At 68.3% G+C, this 18281-nt stretch carries 16 protein-coding genes; 9 read left to right on the forward strand and 7 right to left on the reverse strand.

Translation table 11 applies throughout. The annotated features are described in order from the left end of the window. Nucleotide 1 precedes the first annotated feature (1 nt). Nucleotides 2–1102, reverse strand: coding sequence for a DegT/DnrJ/EryC1/StrS family aminotransferase (locus tag E3O32_RS13870; RefSeq protein ID WP_134510408.1), 1101 nt, complete (start codon nt 1100–1102; stop codon nt 2–4). Nucleotides 1103–1214: 112 nt separating this feature from the next. Here E3O32_RS13870 and E3O32_RS13875 point away from each other — a divergent pair, with 112 nt between their 5' ends. The 3 genes from E3O32_RS13875 to E3O32_RS13885 all read left to right on the forward strand — a co-directional run bounded on the left by E3O32_RS13875 (nt 1215) and on the right by E3O32_RS13885 (nt 4783). Then, complete coding sequence (locus E3O32_RS13875) at nt 1215–1919, forward strand: LbetaH domain-containing protein (protein ID WP_134510409.1); 705 nt, start codon at nt 1215–1217, stop codon at nt 1917–1919. A gap of 160 nt (nt 1920–2079) precedes the next feature. Continuing rightward, nucleotides 2080–3612, forward strand: a complete 1533-nt coding sequence (locus E3O32_RS13880; RefSeq protein WP_166790866.1) for a DUF2142 domain-containing protein — start codon at nt 2080–2082, stop codon at nt 3610–3612. Further along, a complete protein-coding gene (locus tag E3O32_RS13885) occupies nt 3605–4783 on the forward strand; it encodes a glycosyltransferase family 4 protein (protein WP_134510411.1) in 1179 nt (392 codons plus the stop codon). Before E3O32_RS13880 ends, E3O32_RS13885 begins: the two co-directional genes overlap by 8 nt. On the opposite strand, the gene E3O32_RS13890 is transcribed toward E3O32_RS13885, so the two are convergent. Genes E3O32_RS13890 through E3O32_RS13900 form a run of 3 tightly spaced genes read right to left on the reverse strand, consistent with a single transcriptional unit; the run spans nt 4759 to nt 7900 of the window. Beyond that, complete coding sequence (locus E3O32_RS13890) at nt 4759–5874, reverse strand: glycosyltransferase family 4 protein (protein ID WP_134510412.1); 1116 nt, start codon at nt 5872–5874, stop codon at nt 4759–4761. The genes E3O32_RS13885 and E3O32_RS13890 overlap by 25 nt on opposite strands. Further along, nucleotides 5871–7028 carry a hypothetical protein gene (locus E3O32_RS13895; RefSeq protein WP_134510413.1) on the reverse strand — a complete coding sequence of 386 codons (1158 nt, stop codon included), beginning with the start codon at nt 7026–7028 and terminating at the stop codon, nt 5871–5873. The genes E3O32_RS13890 and E3O32_RS13895 overlap by 4 nt, the downstream gene beginning before the upstream one ends. Beyond that, complete coding sequence (locus tag E3O32_RS13900; protein WP_134510414.1) at nt 7025–7900, reverse strand: glycosyltransferase family 2 protein; 876 nt, start codon at nt 7898–7900, stop codon at nt 7025–7027. Before E3O32_RS13900 ends, E3O32_RS13895 begins: the two co-directional genes overlap by 4 nt. 58 nt (nt 7901–7958) lie before the next feature. Here E3O32_RS13900 and E3O32_RS13905 point away from each other — a divergent pair, with 58 nt between their 5' ends. Both E3O32_RS13905 and E3O32_RS13910 read left to right on the forward strand, forming a co-directional pair. Further along, entirely contained in the window at nt 7959–9128 is a 1170-nt protein-coding gene (locus E3O32_RS13905) for a glycosyltransferase family 2 protein (RefSeq protein ID WP_241974964.1), read from the forward strand. A 2-nt stretch (nt 9129–9130) separates the two neighbouring features. Continuing rightward, a complete protein-coding gene (locus E3O32_RS13910) occupies nt 9131–10123 on the forward strand; it encodes a glycosyltransferase family 2 protein (RefSeq protein ID WP_134510416.1) in 993 nt (330 codons plus the stop codon). A 15-nt stretch (nt 10124–10138) separates the two neighbouring features. Here the strand turns inward: E3O32_RS13910 and E3O32_RS13915 are convergent, their stop codons facing one another. Both E3O32_RS13915 and E3O32_RS13920 read right to left on the reverse strand, forming a co-directional pair. After that, on the reverse strand, nt 10139–11440 hold the full coding sequence (locus E3O32_RS13915; protein WP_134510417.1) for an O-antigen ligase family protein: 1302 nt from the start codon (nt 11438–11440) through the stop codon (nt 10139–10141). Between the two features lie 19 nt (nt 11441–11459). Further along, nucleotides 11460–12764 carry an O-antigen ligase family protein gene (locus E3O32_RS13920; protein WP_134510418.1) on the reverse strand — a complete coding sequence of 435 codons (1305 nt, stop codon included), beginning with the start codon at nt 12762–12764 and terminating at the stop codon, nt 11460–11462. Nucleotides 12765–13020: 256 nt separating this feature from the next. On the opposite strand from E3O32_RS13920, the gene E3O32_RS13925 reads away from it, so the two are divergent. The 3 genes from E3O32_RS13925 to E3O32_RS13935 are packed head-to-tail and all read left to right on the forward strand — an operon-like array spanning nt 13021 to nt 15259. After that, entirely contained in the window at nt 13021–14691 is a 1671-nt protein-coding gene (locus E3O32_RS13925; RefSeq protein ID WP_134510419.1) for an FAD-dependent oxidoreductase, read from the forward strand. After that, nucleotides 14688–14990 carry a rhodanese-like domain-containing protein gene (locus tag E3O32_RS13930; protein ID WP_134510420.1) on the forward strand — a complete coding sequence of 101 codons (303 nt, stop codon included), beginning with the start codon at nt 14688–14690 and terminating at the stop codon, nt 14988–14990. The genes E3O32_RS13925 and E3O32_RS13930 overlap by 4 nt, the downstream gene beginning before the upstream one ends. A gap of 2 nt (nt 14991–14992) precedes the next feature. Beyond that, nucleotides 14993–15259, forward strand: coding sequence for a metal-sensitive transcriptional regulator (locus E3O32_RS13935; RefSeq protein ID WP_134510421.1), 267 nt, complete (start codon nt 14993–14995; stop codon nt 15257–15259). A 50-nt stretch (nt 15260–15309) separates the two neighbouring features. On the opposite strand, the gene E3O32_RS13940 is transcribed toward E3O32_RS13935, so the two are convergent. Continuing rightward, entirely contained in the window at nt 15310–16488 is a 1179-nt protein-coding gene (locus tag E3O32_RS13940) for an acyl-CoA dehydrogenase family protein (RefSeq protein ID WP_134510422.1), read from the reverse strand. Nucleotides 16489–16620: 132 nt separating this feature from the next. Here E3O32_RS13940 and manA point away from each other — a divergent pair, with 132 nt between their 5' ends. Next, nucleotides 16621–17904, forward strand: coding sequence for a mannose-6-phosphate isomerase, class I (gene manA / locus E3O32_RS13945; protein WP_134510423.1), 1284 nt, complete (start codon nt 16621–16623; stop codon nt 17902–17904). Nucleotides 17905–18281: the final 377 nt, after the last annotated feature.

The following is an 18281-nucleotide window of genomic DNA, read 5'->3' on the forward strand; positions in this document are numbered from 1 at the left end:
CCTATGCACCCGCAATGGTGCGAACGGCTGCGATGATCTCGCTGAGGTCTGCATCGCTCAACGTTGTGTTGACAGGCAGCGAGACGACTTCGGTGACGATTTGCTGGGCCACGGGCACGTCTGAAATGACCACACGAGGATGTCTGCGATACGCGTCGTAGTCGAAGACAAGTTTCGGATAGTAGATGCCGCTTCCAATGCCGAGTTCGGCCAGCTTCTCGACGAACACGTCACGACTCACTCGGGCTTCCGGTGTCACCCGGATCGTGAATTGGTGCCAGACATGACCCCGGCCCTCCAGCTGGCGTGGGACAACAACTCCAGGCACGTCGGCAAGGCCTTCGATCAGTCTGTCCGCATTGTGCCGGCGAGCACTGACCGTTTTTTCGTAACGCTCGAGCTGGGGAATCCCTAGTGCGGCCTGAAGATCCGTGAGGCGGTAATTGTGGCCGGCCATTTCGTAGACGTAACGCGACCGCATGCCTTGGTTTCGAAGCACTCGCAGCTTGTCGGCGAGAACATCGTCGTCGGTCGTGATGAGGCCGCCCTCGCCCGTGGTGATGTTCTTGGTCGCGTAGAGGGAGAACGTGCCGAGGCCGTAGCTTCCTGCATGCCGACCTTTATAGCTGGCTCCGTGCGACTGCGCCGCGTCCTCAAGGATGCGCAGTCCACGTGCTTCGGCGAGCTCCTGGATCGGGTCCATGTCGGCCATTTGGCCGTAGAGATGCACGGGGAGGAGCACCTTGGTCCTGTCGGTGATGCGTTCGGCAAGCGACGCCGGGTCAATGTTGAAATCATCAGCTCGAATATCGGCGAAGGTGGCGGTCGCCCCTGCCTCAAGGATTGCGTTAAGGGTAGCGACGAACGTAAAAGGTGTTGTAATGACTTCGTCGCCGGGTTTCAGGTCGAGTACCTGCAAAGCGGCTACCAGGGCAGTGGTGCCATTGTTAACAGCGACGGCGTGAGGAATCCCGAACAGTTTGGCAAACCGGCTCTCGAGTTGCGCAACCTTCGGGCCCTGAGCAACGGCACCGGAGCGCAGAACTTCAAGAACGAGTTGTTCTTCTTCTGGGCCGAACTGGACAGTGGTAATCGGAATCATGATGCCTCGTAAGTTAGATTTTGTGAATCGACCTTGACGTCGCGTTCTTTCCACATTACCGGACCGTCGAACTACGCCTTCGAACCGCACGGTCCGCGAGAAGATTGGCACCATGAATTCAATACATTCAACCGCGCAGTTGATTGGCGAGGTTGCGCTTGGTTCGGGCAACATGATCGGGCCGCTCGTCGTGATTATCGGGCCCGTGACAATTGGTGACGGCAACTGGATCGGAACTGGAGCCGTCATCGGGGCTCCGCCTGAGGTCAGGAGTTGGCAGCATCCGATGGACTCGGCCTCACTGGACACCGGCAAAGGCATAGTGATCGGCGACAGAAACGTCATTCGTGAGTACGTTCAGATTCACCAGGGATGGCATGAAAAGACAAGCCTTGGAAACGACGTCTTTCTGATGAATCAGAGCTATGTCGCCCATGACTGCACGATTGAGGACCGCGCAACGCTGGCATCGAGTGTGCTTCTCGCTGGTCACGTGCGCATCGGCGAAGGCGCGAATCTCGGATTGGGATCGAGTGTTCACCAGCGTTGCTATGTCGCGGACGGGGCGATGATTGGGATGGGCTCTGTCGTGACTCGAAACATTCCACCCTTCGCGAAGGCCTACGGGAATCCGGCCCGCGTAGTCGGGGCGAACACGATTGGCATGCAGCGGGCGCACTTTCCGGAGGAGACGATCGCCGCCACCGCTGCAGAATACGGAAGTGCCTTCGATACGGACTTGAAGACTCTCTCTGGGTTGCCCGGAATCGCCGGAGCGATCGGCTCGTGGCGTAGCCACCACGCAACGACTGAATAACGGTCCGAGAACTGAGGTCCCGGCTGGACCGCTAGTCTGGCGAAGTGAAACCGCAGAAGACGCTGTGAATATCGGGAGTGAGACATACGTGTCGAATTCGAATGGTCTCCACATGGTGGAGGTCGTACGATTTCAAAGGAGGCGTTCCCGAGTAGTCTTCTTGAGCGCTTTCGCGTTGTTGGCAATGCTCTCGACCCTGTGGGCGCTTGCCAGCCCCGTATTCTCCGTCCCGGACGAGAACGCGCATGCCACGAAGGCCATTGCGCAGGTGCGCGGACAAGTCATCGGATACCACGTCCCAGGGGTGAAGCACACGGTTGTGGATCTTCCCGCGGGATACTCCTACAGCCCCCAGGTGCTTTGCTTCGCGTTCCATCCTGATAAGCCCGCCAACTGTGGGGTAGAACTAGGTGACGCAACCGGCACGCCCTGGTTCAACACCTGGGTGGGTGCGTACAACCCGCTCTACTACTACGCGGTTGGCTGGCCCAGCCTGATCTTCGAGGGCTCGGCCGGAATCTACGCGATGCGTATCGTCAGCGGCATCCTATGTTCATGGTTCGTGGCCTGGGCGTTCCAGGCGGCGATGTCGGTGCGTCGCACGCGGTGGCTGCCGCTGGGGTTGGCTTTCGCCGCGGCACCCATGGGGGTCTACCTTTTTGGGGCGGTCAATCCCAACGGCATGGAGATTGCGGCGTCACTCACACTTTGGGTGGCCTTGCTCCGCCTGTTGCAACAGTTTGACGGGCGGGATCCAGGAACGGTGTCCACCCTGCCCCGTCGATATCTCTGGTTCCTCGTGACCGTTTCCGCCATCGCGTTGGCCACGGCCAGGGCTCTGGGGCCTCTGTGGTTGGTCATCGTTGTCGGGATCTGCTTCGTCGCTTGCGGTTGGCTCCCCGTCAAGCGGCTCTTCACGACGGCATCCAGCTATCTCTGGCTCGCCGTGGTCGCGGCCGGATCCCTATTCTCAATTTTCTGGACCTTGGGCGGCGGAAGCCTCTCCAGCCAGGCCGAGAAATCCGATGCACCCCTCGTGGGCGCGTCGTTTTTACAGGGCTTCGCCTACGTGCTTCGAAACACCCCGGATTTCGTTCAGCAGGCCATCGGCTACTTCGGCTGGTTCGACGCGCCGTTACCCGCCTACGTCTACTGGCTCCTCATCGCCGCGATAAGTCTTGTCGTCGTCCTGGCCTTCGCGGTGGCAGGTAAGAGAAACCTGATGACGCTGCTCACAGTCACCTCGGCCGCGATCCTCGTGCCTGCGTTCTTGCAGGGATACAGCGTCGCTCAGACCGGCATTATCTGGCAGGGGCGTTACGGTCTGTTCCTCTACCTCGGCGTGCTCGTGATCGCTGTCATGATTCTCTCCAGCGCTGAAGGCGAACGTCTGTCGTTCATCTCGACCCGGGTGACCTGGATCGCTGCAGGTCTCATAGTGTTGTACGGCATTGCTGCATTCTTTTTGGTCTTGTTGCGCTATGTCGTGGGTACCGATGTGCCCGTGAGTACGATGTGGAAGAATCCGACGTGGGAGCCTCCGCTGGGCTGGATGACCCTCGTCGCGCTCTACGCGCTGACGTCTGTTGCGCTGGCCGTGTGGGTGGGATTGCTCGCCACCCGGGCGGCACGGTCGGAAGACGACGGGGCGGTTGTGGCATCCGCTCCCGCAGTCGTGCGGGAACATGCCTGAACCTCGGGTCGCGATCGCGTACGACTGCCTGTTTCCCCTGAACGCCGGCGGCGGAGAGCGGGTCTACCGCCGCCTCGCGGAGCTCTTCGTGCAGCGGGGCAGCACCGTCGACTATGTGACCCGCCGGCAGTGGGCGACGGATGCCCCTCCCGCGTCGTTCGGGATCGTGCCGGTCTGGCAGGGCGAGATCTACGATGCCGACGGCACCCGCACCCCCCGAAGCGCGGTCGCCTTCGCCTGGGCGCTGTTTCGCCATTTTCTCCGCCGGCGCGGCCGCTACGACCTCGTGGTGGTGAGCACCCTGCCGGTGCTCAACCTGTTCGCGGTGCGGCTCGCCCTGCTCGGCAGCGGTGCCTTCGTGGTGGCCGACTGGCTCGAGGTCTGGCCGTGGCAGAAGTGGCGGGAGTACGCCGGCGCGCTGCCCGGGGCGATCGCGTTTCTGCTGCAGTGGCTGGGCATCCGTCTCGCCCACCTGCACACCGTCAACAGCGACTTCACCGGTGCGCGGCTGCGGCGGTATCGACGGGGCGCGAAACCGGTGACGCTCGGGCTCGTCGATCTCGTCGATCTCGTCGATCTCAGCGGTGACGAACCCGGCGCCGGCACGGACCGCCCGGGCGACCCCTACCTGGTCTTCATCGGCCGTCACATCGCCGACAAGCGACTGATCGACCTGATCCCGGCCCTGGGCGAAGCCCATAAGGCCCTTCCCGACCTGTGCGCCGTCATCGTGGGCGACGGTCCCGAAACCAGCCGGGTGGCCGCGCGGGTGAGCGAACTCGGCCTGGATTCCGCGGTCGAGCTGCGCGGCCGGGTCAGCGACGACGACCTCCGGGGCCTCGTGCAGGGCGCACGGGTGCTGGTCAACCCGTCGGCCCGGGAGGGCTTCGGCCTGGTCGTCGTGGAGGCTGCCGCGTTCGCCACGCCGAGCGTGGTGGTGGCCGGCCCCGACAACGCCGCCGCGGAACTGGTCGTCGACGGCGTCAACGGCTACGTCGCCGCCACGGTCGGGCCCGCCGACCTCGGTGCGGCGATCGTGCGGGCCGTGCAGGCCGGCGAGCCCCTGCGCGCGAGCACGAGGGCGTGGTTCGAGAAGGAGCGGGTCAGCCGCGGGCTCAGCGCCTCGGTCGACCAGATCCTCAAGCGCTACCGCTCGGCCAGGGCCCGCTGAAGCGATGCCACGGTGCCCTGGGCGGTCGTTGCCCAGGAGAACGTGGAGGCCCGGTCGCGGCCCAGGCCCGACCTGCGGGCCAGCTCGGCCGGATCGTCGAGCAGCTCGCTGATCGTTGCAGCCAGGGCTGCGGCGTCGTGCGGCGACACGTAGACGGCCGCGTCCCCGGCGACCTCGTGCAGCACGGGAAGGTCGGCGCAGACGACGGGGCAGCCGCGGGACATCGCCTCCAGCACCGGCAGTCCGAAGCCTTCGAACAGGGTCGGGAACACGATCAGGCTCGATTCGGCGTAGAGCCGGTCGAGCTCGTCGGGGTGCAGCCAGCCGCGCAGGGACACCCACGGTTCCAGGCCGAGCCTGGCCACGACCGGGGTTAGCGGGTCGTCGCCGTGGCTTCCGGTGACGACGAGGTGCGGCCGGGCGCCCTCGGGGATCAGGGAGAGGGCCTCCAGCAGCAGCGGGAAGTTCTTGTGCGGCATCCGGTTGCCCACGGCCAGCAGCTGGCGGGGCAGCCGGGGGAGCTGTGTCGGGTTCGCTTCCTGGTCCTGGCCGGCCAGGGGCACCACGTCGACGCGTGACGCCGGAATGCGCAGGTAACGCACGATGTCGCTCCGCGACGCGGCACTGACGGTGAGGATGCGCCGGGCGCCGCGGGCGGCGAGCCGGATCATCGTGCGCAGCACCCGGGAGTACGCGCCGGGCACATACTCCGGATGCCGGAACGGCAGCAGGTCGTGCACGGTGAGCACGACTGGAACCGGCGACCAGGCCGGACCGAGGTTCGCCGGGCAGTGGACGAGATCGGCGCCCAGCCGGCGGGCGAACCGGGCGACGCCGAACAACTCGCCGCGGGCCCACGCGATGCGGTTCTCCCCGCTGATGCCCGAGTCGACGATTTCGCCGGGGAACCAGCCGGTGTCGCCGGGGGCCAGCTCGGTTGCCAGTTCGGCGGCCAGCTCACGCGACGCGAGGCCGATGAACTCGAGGCCGTCGGCGCCCGGTTCGATCCGGCTGTAGACCTCGCGCACGTAGGACTCCATGCCACCTTTGCGGCCGGTGAAGAACAGCAGGTCGACCAGAACCCGACTCATCGACCGGCCACGGCGAGCTGCTCGGCGGCCCGCACGCGCCGGCGCCGGGCGAGTTCGTAGACCACGGCCGAGGCCAGCTCGGCGAGGAGCAGGCCGAGGAACACGGCCGGCAGGCTGTGCAGCCAGAGGCCGACCGCGGCGAGGGCGAACGCCATCGCCGACACGACCGCGCGCAACCCGGTGAGCAGGCGCACCTCGCCCATCCGGCGCAGCGCGGCGAATGGTATCGTCGTCGGGAGCGACGCGGCCCTCCAGCAGCAGGCGAGCACGAGCGGCAGGATGGCCGCCGAACTCGTCCAGACGCCACCGAAGATGAAGCCGAGCACTCCAGTGCGTTCGAGCACCACGAGCACGACGACGGCGGCGAGCACGGCGCCGGCCGAGACGACGATGTCCAATTGGGAATGCGCCTTCAACAGGCGCAGGCGCATGAAGTTCAGGGGGATCGCGAGCAGCCCGGAGACCGTGGCGATCGCGGTGAACAGCACCGCGTCTCCCGGGCCGAGCAGGGCCAGGATCATGGTGTTCAGGAGCGGGTAGATCACTCCGGTGATCGCGGTGTCGGCGACCACCCAGCCCATCACGGCCGGCTCCGGCCGACTCGCCTTGTGCGCCACCGGCAGGCAGCGGAGGAGCGTCGCCGCGGCGATGCCCGCGACGAGCGGGACGAGCGCCCAGTTCTGGCCGGTGAACGCGGCCACGACGCCGCCGAGCGCGCCGAGACCGACCATGACGGATGCCCAGATCTCCCGAACGTCGAGACGTTCGGCCACCGACACGCCCCGCCCCACCTCGAGGGCGGCGATCAACAGCGGAAGTCCCACGCACAGCACGACGGGGTTGGTCGGGTTGAGGGCGATGACCAGGGCGGCGACGATGGCGAGCCCCGCCAGCCAGAGCGGGAAGACCACCCGGCGTTCCGTGGCGGCCGAACTCAACCGCGACTCGAGCACGACCGCGAAGGTGAGTTGGCCGGCGAAGGTGGCGACCATCACGGCCACGGCGATGACGCCCTGCTCCGGGCGGCTGAACAGCCGGGACGAGATGGCGACCGTGGCCGCGGGGATGACGGCCAGGGAGACCCCGCCGAGCAGGGTGATCAGGCTCAGCGTCGCCCGGCGGAGCCGCAGCGGGGAGGGCAGGTCGGCGGTCACCGGGTCACCGCGGTGAACGACAGCTGGTCGTTCAGGGTGCGCCCGAGCATCCCCTCGAGCCGACCGAGAAAAACCCACCAGCCGTCGGCCAGGGCGTTCGTGCCGCGGTGGCGCAGCCCGAAGAACAGGCCGCCGCCGAGGAACGCGAACCGCCACCAGAGCGGATAGCGCCACCGGGTCACCAGTCGGCCGAGCCCGCGGCCATAACTGCGCAGCTTGCGGCGACGCTCGGCGACGGTGAGGCCGCTCGGATCGGCGATGCCCCACACGAAGACGGACTCCGGCTGCCAGGCGAATGGCGAGTGCGGCTCGGCCCGCAGGAGTTTGAGCAGCAGGTCGGTGGCCTCGCCGGCCTGCCACGGCGTGGGGGCGCCGGTGCCGATCTCCGGGTCGAAGCCGCCGAGCTCGTCGAACAGGCTGCGCCGGATGAGGAGGCCCATTTCGATGACGGTCCACGCGGTGTGCCGGTCCAGGGCGGTGCCGGGCGCGGGCAGCACGAACTTCGGGCCGTTCTCGTCGACGACGGTGAGCGCTCCCGCCCGGAAGCCGTCGGGGAGGCTGCGGAGCCGGTCCAGGGTATGAGGGGGAAACCAGGTCGTGTCGTTCGGGAAATTGAGCAGCAGGTCCGGGCCGACGGGCAGGGCCGCGACGCCGGCGTTGCGGCCGCGGGAGGCCCCGGGCGGGGACGTGACGACCGTGATGGGCAGGCCGGCCGACCGGTGGGAGGCGGCCAGGGCCTCGACCTCGGCAAGGTTTCGCTGGGCGACGATGACGAGGTGATCATCCGCGCTCAGCTGGTCTGAAAGTGACTCGAGGAGACGCCGCAGGCTCTCGACACGGCCGAGAGTTGACACCACGAGTCCAAGGTTCACAAATCACATTCTGTACGATGAGGGGGCCGCACCAACAATGACGGGACTCGCTGCACGCATGTCACTCACCGAAACACTCGAACTTTCGATCCTGATGCCCTGTCTGAACGAGGCCGAAACACTGGCCGTCTGCATCGACAAGGCGCAGGACTACCTGCGGCGAAGCGGCATCGCCGGCGAGGTGCTGATCGCCGACAACGGCAGCACCGACGGGTCGCAGGAGATCGCCGAGGCGCACGGCGCGCGCGTCGTCGCCGTGGCGGAGAAGGGCTACGGCAGCGCGCTGATCGGCGGCATCGAAGCGGCCAAGGGCACCTACGTCATCATGGGCGACGCCGACGACAGCTACGACTTCAGCGCCCTCGACGGATTCGTCGAACGCCTCCGCGCCGGCGACGAACTCGTGATGGGCAACCGGTTCCGCGGCGGCATCGAGCCCGGCGCCATGCCGCCGCTGCACAAATACCTCGGCAACCCCGTGCTGTCCTGGATCGGCCGCACGCTGTTCCGCTCGCCGATCAAGGACTTCCACTGCGGCCTGCGCGGATTCAACCGGCAGTCGATGCTCGCCCTGCACCTGCAGACCACCGGGATGGAGTTCGCCAGCGAGATGGTCGTGAAGTCCACCCTCGGCGGATCCCGGGTCAGCGAAGTGCCGACGACCTTGAAGAAAGACGGCCGCAGCCGACCGCCACACCTCCGCAGCTGGCGTGACGGATGGCGGCACCTCCGTTTTCTGCTCATCTTCAGCCCGCGCTGGCTCTTCCTGATCCCCGGCAGCCTCGCCTTCCTGATCGGCTTCCTCGGCACCGTGCTGCTCGCCTTCGGGCCCGTCGTCGTCGGCGAGGTGGGGTTCACCTACTCCAGCCAGATCTACCTGGCCGCGCTCGCCGTGGTCGGCTACCAGGCCTTCTTGTTCGCGCTGCTCACCAAGATCTACGCCCAGCACGAGGGCTTCCGGATTCCACGCAGCCGCAACTTCGAACGGCTCGAGCGGCGGATCAGCCTCGAGAGCGGGGCCGTCTTCGGCCTGATCCTCTTCCTGGTCGGACTGGGGATCGCGCTTTCCCAGCTGATCGGGTGGGCGGCCGGCGGCTACGGCGCCCTGGAGGCGGGTGCGACCATCCGGGTCGCGATCCCGTCGGCGCTGCTGATGATGCTGGGGTCCCAGACCGTGATGGGCGGGATGTTCCTCGGGGTGCTGTCGGTCGGTCTGAAACGGCGCTAATCATGGGCCCGAGCGTCTCCGTCGCCCTGTGCACCTACAACGGGGCGGCCTTCCTCGAGGAGCAGCTCCGCAGCATCCTCGACCAATCCCTGCCGCCGACCGAGATCGTGGTCTCCGACGACGGCTCGAGCGACGGTTCCGCTGAGCTCGTGCTCAGCGTCTTCGGCGCGTGGCAGGCTCTGCACCCGGGGTTGGTGGTGGCGTTGCGAGTTCTCCGCAACGACGCGCCGCTGGGGGTCACCGCCAACTTCGAGCAGGCGCTGTCGGCGTGCACGGGCGACCTCATCGCGCTCAGCGACCAGGACGACGTCTGGCACCCCGATCGGCTGGGCCGGGTCGTTGCGGCATTCCAGGGCCGGCCGAGCCTGCAACTGCTGCACACGGATGCCCGACTCGTCGACGCCGACGGCCTCCCGCTCGGAGCCACCCTCCTGGACACGCTGGGAGTGTCGGCGGCAGATCGCGATGCGGTGCGCAGCGGCCGGGGGATCGACGCGCTGCTGCGTCGCAACGTCGTCACGGGCGCGACCATGGTCGTGCGCCGCGAGCTCGTCGGGCGAGCCCGCCCGTTCCCGGCATCGTGGGTGCACGACGAATGGCTGGCCATGGTCGCCGCCGCCAGCGGGGAGATGGACCTGCTCGACGAGGCGCTCGTGGATTACCGCCAGCACGCGGGCAACCAGATCGGCGCGTCGAGTCTGGACGCTTCCGGCCGGCTGGGCCGGCTCACGGCATCCCGCCGCGCACGGAATGCGCGGCTGCTCGCGCGGGCCGTTGACCTGCGGGAACGCGCCGGAGGCTTCGTGCCGGCGCCGACGGCGGAGACCCTGCAGAGGATCGACGCCAAGCTGGCCCATGAGCGGATGCGCAGCGGGTTGCCGGCGGCGCGAGCCCGGCGGGTGCGGCCGGTGCTGCGGGCGCTGCGCGCCGGGGACTACACCCGGTTTGGGCTGGGCCTGCAGGACGTGCTCCGGGACCTGGTCCAGCCCGTCTGAGCGTGTCGGCGCCGGTCAACCGATGAGGTTGCGCGGGCTGGGCCGGAGCAGGCTGCGCCAGCTCTTGCCCTGGGCCGCCTTGAGGGCGCAAATCAGCAGCAGCAGCCAGCCGAACTCGATCAGCGCCGTGCTCTCCGCGGCCGACGTGACGATGAGGATCACCAGCACCAGCGGTGACCAGACGTAGACGAGCGTTCGCTTGTTCGACGCGAGCAACCAGGAGCGCCAGAACGCCAGCCCGACCAGGGCCAGGAACGACAGGAAGCCGACCAGGCCGACCTGGAAGTACACGTCGAGGAACGCGTTGAGCCCGGAGGTCTGGTCGCGCCTGGTGACGAAGTCGAGCCAGCCGTAGGGCGTCACGCCGGTCGGCCAGAGTCCGGCCCAGCCCCAGCCCTCGAGCGGGTGCAGGCCGACCAGGCGCCACATCTCGCTCCAGAGCGAGTACCGGACCCCGAACTCGCTGCCGGCGTTGAGCCCGTCGATGAGCCGGGCTCTGGCGACGAACGCGACGATTCCGACAACCGCGGTGGTGCCGAGCAGACCGATCTGCAGCATCCAACGGTTCTCCACCGGCGTGCGGCGCAGCCAATAGAGCGCCAGCGCCGCCAGCCCGACGAAGAGGGCGACGACGAGGATGACGGGGGAGCGGGTGAGCAGCAGGCCGAAGCCGGCGAGCGCGATCGACCCGATCCCGACGCCGCGGCGCACCGACCGGGCGCGCACCTCGACGATGAAGGTGACCCCGGCGATGAGGGAGACCAGGCCGAAGACGTTGCGGGAGCCGAAGACGCCCTGCACCGGCCCGAGCTGGGCGATGTTGCCCTGGATGCCGAGGAACACGATCGGCAGGTCGAGCAGCAGCCCGGACAGCACCTCGAGGGCGAGGGAGAGCCCGAGCAGCACCCGCAGCACGTCGCCCGTCGCCCGCACGATCTGGATCGTGTCGCGGGCCAGGGCCACATAGATGGCCAGGAAGGTGAAGACGAGCTGGTAGAGCACCCCGCGCACGGTGTCGGGCGCATAGCCCGACCAGAGCACCGAGACGGCGCACCAGCCGACGAAGACCATGATCGAGATCGGAAGGAGCCCGTGCCAGTCGGTGCGCTCCCGGCGGGCGACCAGGGACGCCACGGCGAGAGCGACGAGGGTGACCAGCGCTCCGACCAGTCCGGGCCAGCCCATCACGCCCCGGATGAGGTGGGTGGAGAAGGCAACCCCGATGATCAGCAGGGTCAGCGAGGCGGCGAACCGCGGCGCCCCGAGGAAACGCACGAGCCGGGGCGAGACCTGGCGGCCGGGGATGTTCGGGATCATGGGCTTCCCACGCTACCGTCTACGGCATCGGCAGGGCTGAGGCCTGCTGGCGCTTCGTGACGATCGCGAGCACCACCAGGAGCACCCAACCCGACTCGATCAGCATCCGGCTCTCCGCCACGCTCTGGGCGAGGAGGGCGGCCAGCAGCAGCAGCGGCAGCAGGGCGGACGCCGCATACGGTTCGGTGTCGGCGATCCCACGGCGGGGCCGGTCGACCGCGAGGAACCAGGACCGCCACAGCGTCGACAGCACGAGCGCCGCGAACACGACCAGGCCGACGATGCCGAGCTGCAGCCACACGTCGAGCCAGGCGTCGTGCGCCTGCAGATAGACGACGCCCTTGCGCTCGGCCAGGCCCTTGAACGGCTCGGCCCAGGGGGCCCAGTAGCTGACCCAGCCCCAGCCGAAGACGGGGCGTTCGCTTGCGGCCTCGATCACGCCGCGCCAGATGTCGATCCGGCCGGTGACGTCGGGACTCTTGCCGAATACCGCGAGCAGCTGCGGGGTGAAGGCGGCCACGGCAGCGCCGGCGGCGACGACGGATGCCGCAGCCGCCAGATAGACCGGACGACGCCGGTGCGGTCCGCGATGTCTCGTCCACAGCGCGAAGACGAGCACGACCGTGACGGCCCCGGCCGCCAGCGACACGGTCGCCGACCGGGTGAGCGCGAGCATGAGCACGGCGAGGGCCAGCCAGGCAATGCCCCAGCCCCGGCGCACGGTGCCCGCCGCGAGTTGCACGGCGAAGACGATCACGGCGAGCAGGGCGACGAAGCCGAGCAGGTTGCGGTTGGCGAGGATTCCCTCGATCGGGCCGCCGTGCAGGAGCAGGGCGCGGGACCAGTAGAACGCCTGCGGCACCTTCTCGGTGCCGTAGTCGACCCAGAACGGGAGCACCGGGTGCCGGATGAACACGGCGACGACAGCCTCGAAGACGAGGGACAGGGCGAGCACCCAGCGCAGGGCGCCGCCGAGGGCGCGGAGCAGTTCGACCCAGCTCAGGCAGAGCGCGAGGAAGACCGCGGCGACCGTGGTGGCCCACTGCAGGGTCACCCCGATCAGGGAGGCACCCAGGTAATTCGACCAGGCCAGTGACAGGGTCGCCAGCAGGAGGAAGGCTCCGACGGATTTCGGGAACCGGGTCCAGTTCCAGTCGGGCTTCAGGCGCACCAGCCCGACGATGCTGCCGGCGAGCATGACGAGGGCGATCGCGCCGAAGCCCCACCAGCCGAACAGGCTGCGCCAGAACTGCCCGGCGAAGAGCGTGAAGAAGACCAGGGTCGCGAAGGTGCGAACGACGAATCGGCTCTGGACGGCGGGCATGTGTCTAAGGCTAGTGGGGCATCCGTTGAGAACCGCTCAGGGCGGCGCGCTCTCATCCGCGCTGGTGGCCGAGCGGGTCGCCCAGACCGCCATTGCCCGCGGCTTGCTGTCAAATTCGACGGAGATTTTGGCGTTTTGGCGCCTCTCGGGCCGGTTTTGAGCCGATTCGGGCAGAATTACCGTCGAATTCGACCGGCTCGACCGGCGGACGGGAACCGACCACGGATTTTGATACCCCATGGGGTATAGTGAGGCTATGAAAACAGTAATCGTGGGCGGAGTCGCGGGTGGAATGTCGGCGGCGACGCGGTTGCGCCGGCTGGACGAGGCGGCCGAGATCATCGTATTCGAGCGGGGACGCTACGTCTCGTTCGCGAACTGTGGGTTGCCCTATTACGTGGGCGGCGTCATCCGTGACCGGGGCGACCTGCTGCTGCAGACGCCGGAGTCCCTCGCCAGCCGGTTCCGCCTGGACGTGCGGATCGACCACGAGGTGACCCGGATCGATCGCGAGTCGAAGACGGTCTTCGTGCGCGACACGCTCACCGGGGAGGAAGCCTCCGAGAGCTATGACCGGCTGATCCTCGCCGCCGGGGCAACCACGCGCAGCGTGCTGGCCCACTCCGACATTCCCGTGCACACCCTGCGCACGGTCGATGACGTCGACCGGATCACCGCGATCCTCGACGCCGCTGCCAGCCCGGTCTCCGCCGTCGTCATCGGCGCCGGTTTCATCGGCCTCGAGGCCGTCGAGAACCTCGTGCTGCGCGGCGTCGCCGTGACCGCGGTCGAGTTCGGCCCCCAGATCCTCGGCCCGCTCGACGCCGAAATGGCGGCCCCCGTGCTCGACGCGCTGCGGGCGAAGGGCGTGGACGTGCGCCTCGGCACCGCGGTGAAGGGCACCTTCGGCGGCCGGGTGCAGCTCAGCGACGACACCGACGTCGCGGCCGACTTCCTGATCGAGGCCACCGGCGTGCGACCGGACACCTCCCTGGCCGAGCAGGCCGGGCTCCGGATCGGCGAGAGCGGCGGGATCTGGGTGGACGACACCCAGCGGACCAGCGACCCCTCGATCTACGCGGTCGGCGACGGGGTGGAGAAGGTCGACGCGATCAACGCCCAGCCCACCCGGATCGCGATGGCCGGGCTGGCCAACCGCCACGGGCGCGCATCCGCCGACAGCATCGCCGGCACTCCCGCCTCGGCCGCCCCCGCGTTCGGCGCCGCCATCGTCGGCGTGTTCGGCATCACCGTGGCCATGGTCGGCTGGAGCGAGCGGCGCCTCGTCGCCGAGGCGAGACCGCACCGGATCGCGCACACCCACCCGGCCAGCCACGCCACCTATTACCCGGGGGCCGAGACCATGTCGATCAAGCTGCTCATCGACTCCGAGACGGACGCCATCCTCGGCGCCCAGATCGTCGGCGGCAGCGGGGTGGACAAGCGGATCGACATCCTGGCCACCGCGATGGCCGGCGGGATCACGGCATCCGCCCTGACCCGGCTCGAGCTGGCCTACGCGCCGCAGTACGCATCGGCCAAGGACCCGATCAACCAGCTCGGCTACGTCGCCGACAACCTCGCGACCGGCTCGACCCGGAACCTGCAGTGGCACGAACTGGAATCGGCGCTGGAGGACGGTGCCGTGCTGATCGACGTGCGCACCAGCGGCGAATTCGCCGCGGGCAGCATCCCGGGCGCCGTGAACGTGCCGCTGGACGACCTCAGGGAGCGCCTGGCCGAATTGCCGGATGCCCCGCTCGTCGTGCACTGCCAGGTCGGGCAGCGCGGGCACACCGCCGCCCGTATCCTGAGCCAGAACGGTTTCGACGTTCGGAACCTCGACGGCGGCTACCGCACCTGGACCGCCGGCGTCTCCACCCTCACCCCCGCTCCCGCCCCCGTTCCCGAAAGGATCCCGGCATGAACGAGATCACCGTCGCCGACCTGTCCGCGCTTCCCGCTCCCGTCGTGATCGACGTGCGCGAGCCGTTCGAATACGCCGACGGCCACATCGCCGGCGTCACCCACATCCCGCTCGGCGAACTGGTGCAGCGCGTCGACGAGGTTCCCCGCCAGGGGCCGGTCTACCTGGTCTGCGCGGTCGGCGGGCGCAGCGCCCAGGCGACGGCGTTCCTGGCCGACCAGGGCGTCGACGCCGTCAACGTCTCCGGCGGCATGACCTCCTGGCGGCAGGCCGGGCTTCCCATCGAACGAAAGGCGTGACCATGACGACCGACGACACGGCCCAGCAGAAGAAGATCATCAACCGCCTCCGCCGGGCCCAGGGCCAGCTCGCGGCGGTCATCACAGCCGTCGAGGCCGGCGGCAGCTGCAAGGATGTCGTCACCCAGCTCGCCGCGGTGTCGAGCGCCCTCGACCGCGCGGGCTTCGTGATCGTGTCCACGGCCATGCGCGAGTGCCTCGACAACCCGGGCGCGGAGAACACCCTCACCGTGGACGAGCTCGAGAAGCTGTTCCTCACCCTCGCCTGACCGCCCAGCCCGACCACCGGGCGCTGGACGGGCATTAGCGGCGGGCGGCGCTAGACGAAGGCGGCCTGGCCGGTGATCGTGCGACCGACGATCAGGGTGTTCATCTCCTGGGTGCCCTCGTATGAGTAGATCGCCTCCGCATCGGAGAAGAAGCGGGCGACGTCGTAGGAGAGCACGATCCCGTTGCCGCCGAAGAGTTCCCGGCACCAGGCGACCGTCTCGCGCATCCTCGCCGTCGTGTAGAGCTTGGCCAGCGCGGAGTGCTCGTCGCGCTGGCTGCCCTCGTCCTGCATCTGCGAGACCCGCACCACCATGGCCAGGCTCGCCGTGATGTTGCCGAGCGACTTCACGAGCAGGTCCTGCACCAGCTGGTGCCCGCCGATCGGCTTGCCGAACTGCTCGCGCTCCTTCGAATACGCCACGGCGGCCTCGTAGGCTCCCATCGCCGTGCCCACTGCGGCCCAGGACACCTCGGCCCGGGTCAGGCGCAGCACCTTCGCGGCGTCCTTGAACGAGTTGGCGTTCTGCAGCCGGTTGCGTTCGGGCACCACGACGTTGTCGAGGGTGATGTCGGCGTTCTGCACGGCTCGGAGGCTGATCTTGCCCTCGATCTTGGTGGCCGTGTAGCCGGGGGCGTCCGTGTGCACGATGAAACCCTTGACCTGCCCGTCCGCGGTGTCCTTCGCCCAGATGATGGTGATGTCCGAGAAGGTCGCATTGCCGATCCAGCGCTTGGCCCCGTTCAGCAGCCAGACGTCGCCGTCGCGGGTTGCCGTGGTGCGCAGGCCCTGCGCCGCGTCGGAGCCGGAGAGCGGCTCCGTCAGCCCGAACGCGCCGACGATCTCGCCGGAGGCCAGCCGGGGCAGCCATTCGTCGCGCTGCTCCTGCGACCCGGTCGTAGAGATGGTGCCGCAGGCCAGCCCGTTCTGCACGCCGACGAAGGTGGCGACGGATGCGTCCACCCGGGCGATTTCCAGCGCCACGAAGCCGCGGAACACGGCCGAGTTCGGAAACGGCCGTGTCTCCGGCCAGCCGAAGGAGTACGCGCCGAGTTCGGCCAGCGGCCGGATGACCTCCTCCGGGAACTCGGCGCGCTCCCAGCATCCGTTCGCGATCGGCCTGACGTCCGATTCGAGGTAGGCGCGCAGCCTGGTCAGGGCCGCCTTCTCCGGGTCGCTGAGCAGGTTCTCATAGCCGTAGACGTCACTGGCGAGTGGCTCGAAAGTCATTGGGTGCTCCATTGCAGGGTGCGACGGCCTCGCGTGCGGCGATCGGCGAATTCCCGCCAGCCTAGGTGGCGGGTCTGGGTCGGCCGAAAGCGCTTGGTAGTTTGGTCTAAACCGAGTAGTACAGGAGCCAGCATGTTTGTGGGCATCGCCAATTCACCCCGGAACTACGCCTGGGGCTCCACTACCGCGATCGCGGGCCTGCTCGGGCACGCCCCCTCCGGCAAACCGGAGGCCGAACTGTGGCTGGGCGCCCACCCCGGCTCACCGTCGGTCATCACCGACCCGGAGCAGGTCGGCGGCTGCGCCACGCTCACCGAGTGGATCGCCGCAGCCCCGGAGGCCGCCCTCGGCGAGGCCCCGGCGCGCGCCTCAGGCGGAGCACCCCGGCTACCGTTCCTGATGAAGATCCTGGCCGCGGCGAGCCCGCTCTCCCTGCAGGCGCACCCCACCATGGAACGTGCCCGTTCGGGCTTCGCCCTGGAGAACGAGGCCGGAATCCCGGTCGACGCCGCGGACCGCAACTACCGTGACCCCTTCCACAAGCCCGAGGTCATCTTCGCCCTGAGCGAGAGCTTCGAGGCTCTCTGCGGCTTCCGGGAGCCGGTGGAGATCCGGCGAATCCTCGGCGAGTTCCGCGCCCTCGACGTGGCGAGCGACGACCCGCAGCCCGGCGCCCTGGACGCCCTCGAACAGCGTCTGCTCGGCCCGGAGGCCCTCCGCGACACCGTCGACTGGCTGCTGCGCGACGGGCGCGGGGAAGACAGCGGCGAGGTCGCCTGGCTGGTCGAACGCGTCGTCGCCCTCGCAGGCAGCGCGGTCGGCCTGTCTCACGGCGGCGCCATCTTGGAGTTCCCGCTCGAGCTGGACACCGTGCGCAAGCTGGCCGTCGCCTATCCGGGCGACCCGGGCATCGTCATCTCCCTACTCACCAACCGGGTGTCGCTGCGCCGCGGCGAGGTGCTCTACCTGCCGGCCGGCAACATCCACGCCTATCTCTCCGGCCTCGGGGTCGAACTGATGGCGGCCTCAGACAATGTGCTGCGCGGCGGTCTCACCCCCAAGCACATCGACGTCGACGAACTGCTCGACGTGCTCGAGTTCACGTCGCTGCCCGTGCCCTACCTCGCCCCCGTGTCCCACAGCCCAGGCGTGGCCGAATACCGCCCGGCCGTGGACGACTTCGCCCTGGTGCACATCGAGGCGGAGGCGGGAGCGGATGCCGCCGCCGGCGTTCCGATGCGTCAGTTCACGCTGACGGGACCCGGTATCGCCATCTGCACGGCCGGCGGATTCCTCGTGGCCGGGGCGACGTCATCCGTCACCCTCAAACGCGGCGAATCGGTCTACATCACGCCGGACGAGGGCACCCTGACCTTCGCCGGCTCCGGCGACGTGTTCCTGGCCACCACCCCCTGACCCGCGCCCGCCGGTCGCCCGTCGCCCGTCGAATTCGACGGACTTTTTGCCGTTTGAGTCCGGAAATGCCGGGTTTCGGGCCATTCTCGGCAAAATCTCCGTCGAATTTGACGTGCCCGAGACGAGTTGGGGAGCAGTGGATGCGCGCGTAGCTTCTCCACCGCAGGTGTGGAAACCGCGGGGCATCCACACAACGACGGATGTCGTCGGCCGGCTGACCCGTCAGTGCGATGCTGCCCGGCATGCGCTCGCTGCCGAAGGACATCGCCGAACTCGGTTTGTTCGTCAAGCGGGCCGTGCTGCTGTCGAGGGGCTGGTCGGATCGGGATCTTCGCCGCGCGGTGAATCAAGGGACGATCCTTCGGATTCGCAAGGGG

It is taken from the genome of Cryobacterium mannosilyticum, assembly GCF_004402705.1.
Classification (GTDB): Bacteria; Actinomycetota; Actinomycetes; order Actinomycetales; family Microbacteriaceae; genus Cryobacterium; species Cryobacterium mannosilyticum.

Excerpts from the sequence above, each read along its gene's own strand:
- E3O32_RS13870 (WP_134510408.1), bottom strand. The coding sequence starts at position 1,102 with ATGATTCCGATTACCACTGTCCAGTTCGGCCCAGAAGAAGAACAACTC.
- E3O32_RS13875 (WP_134510409.1), top strand. The coding sequence starts at position 1,215 with ATGAATTCAATACATTCAACCGCGCAGTTGATTGGCGAGGTTGCGCTT.
- E3O32_RS13885 (WP_134510411.1), top strand. The coding sequence starts at position 3,605 with ATGCCTGAACCTCGGGTCGCGATCGCGTACGACTGCCTGTTTCCCCTG.
- E3O32_RS13890 (WP_134510412.1), bottom strand. The coding sequence starts at position 5,874 with ATGAGTCGGGTTCTGGTCGACCTGCTGTTCTTCACCGGCCGCAAAGGT.
- E3O32_RS13905 (WP_241974964.1), top strand. The coding sequence starts at position 7,959 with ATGTCACTCACCGAAACACTCGAACTTTCGATCCTGATGCCCTGTCTG.
- E3O32_RS13910 (WP_134510416.1), top strand. The coding sequence starts at position 9,131 with ATGGGCCCGAGCGTCTCCGTCGCCCTGTGCACCTACAACGGGGCGGCC.
- E3O32_RS13915 (WP_134510417.1), bottom strand. The coding sequence starts at position 11,440 with ATGATCCCGAACATCCCCGGCCGCCAGGTCTCGCCCCGGCTCGTGCGT.
- E3O32_RS13920 (WP_134510418.1), bottom strand. The coding sequence starts at position 12,764 with ATGCCCGCCGTCCAGAGCCGATTCGTCGTTCGCACCTTCGCGACCCTG.
- E3O32_RS13925 (WP_134510419.1), top strand. The coding sequence starts at position 13,021 with ATGAAAACAGTAATCGTGGGCGGAGTCGCGGGTGGAATGTCGGCGGCG.
- E3O32_RS13930 (WP_134510420.1), top strand. The coding sequence starts at position 14,688 with ATGAACGAGATCACCGTCGCCGACCTGTCCGCGCTTCCCGCTCCCGTC.
- E3O32_RS13935 (WP_134510421.1), top strand. The coding sequence starts at position 14,993 with ATGACGACCGACGACACGGCCCAGCAGAAGAAGATCATCAACCGCCTC.
- E3O32_RS13940 (WP_134510422.1), bottom strand. The coding sequence starts at position 16,488 with ATGACTTTCGAGCCACTCGCCAGTGACGTCTACGGCTATGAGAACCTG.
- manA (WP_134510423.1), top strand. The coding sequence starts at position 16,621 with ATGTTTGTGGGCATCGCCAATTCACCCCGGAACTACGCCTGGGGCTCC.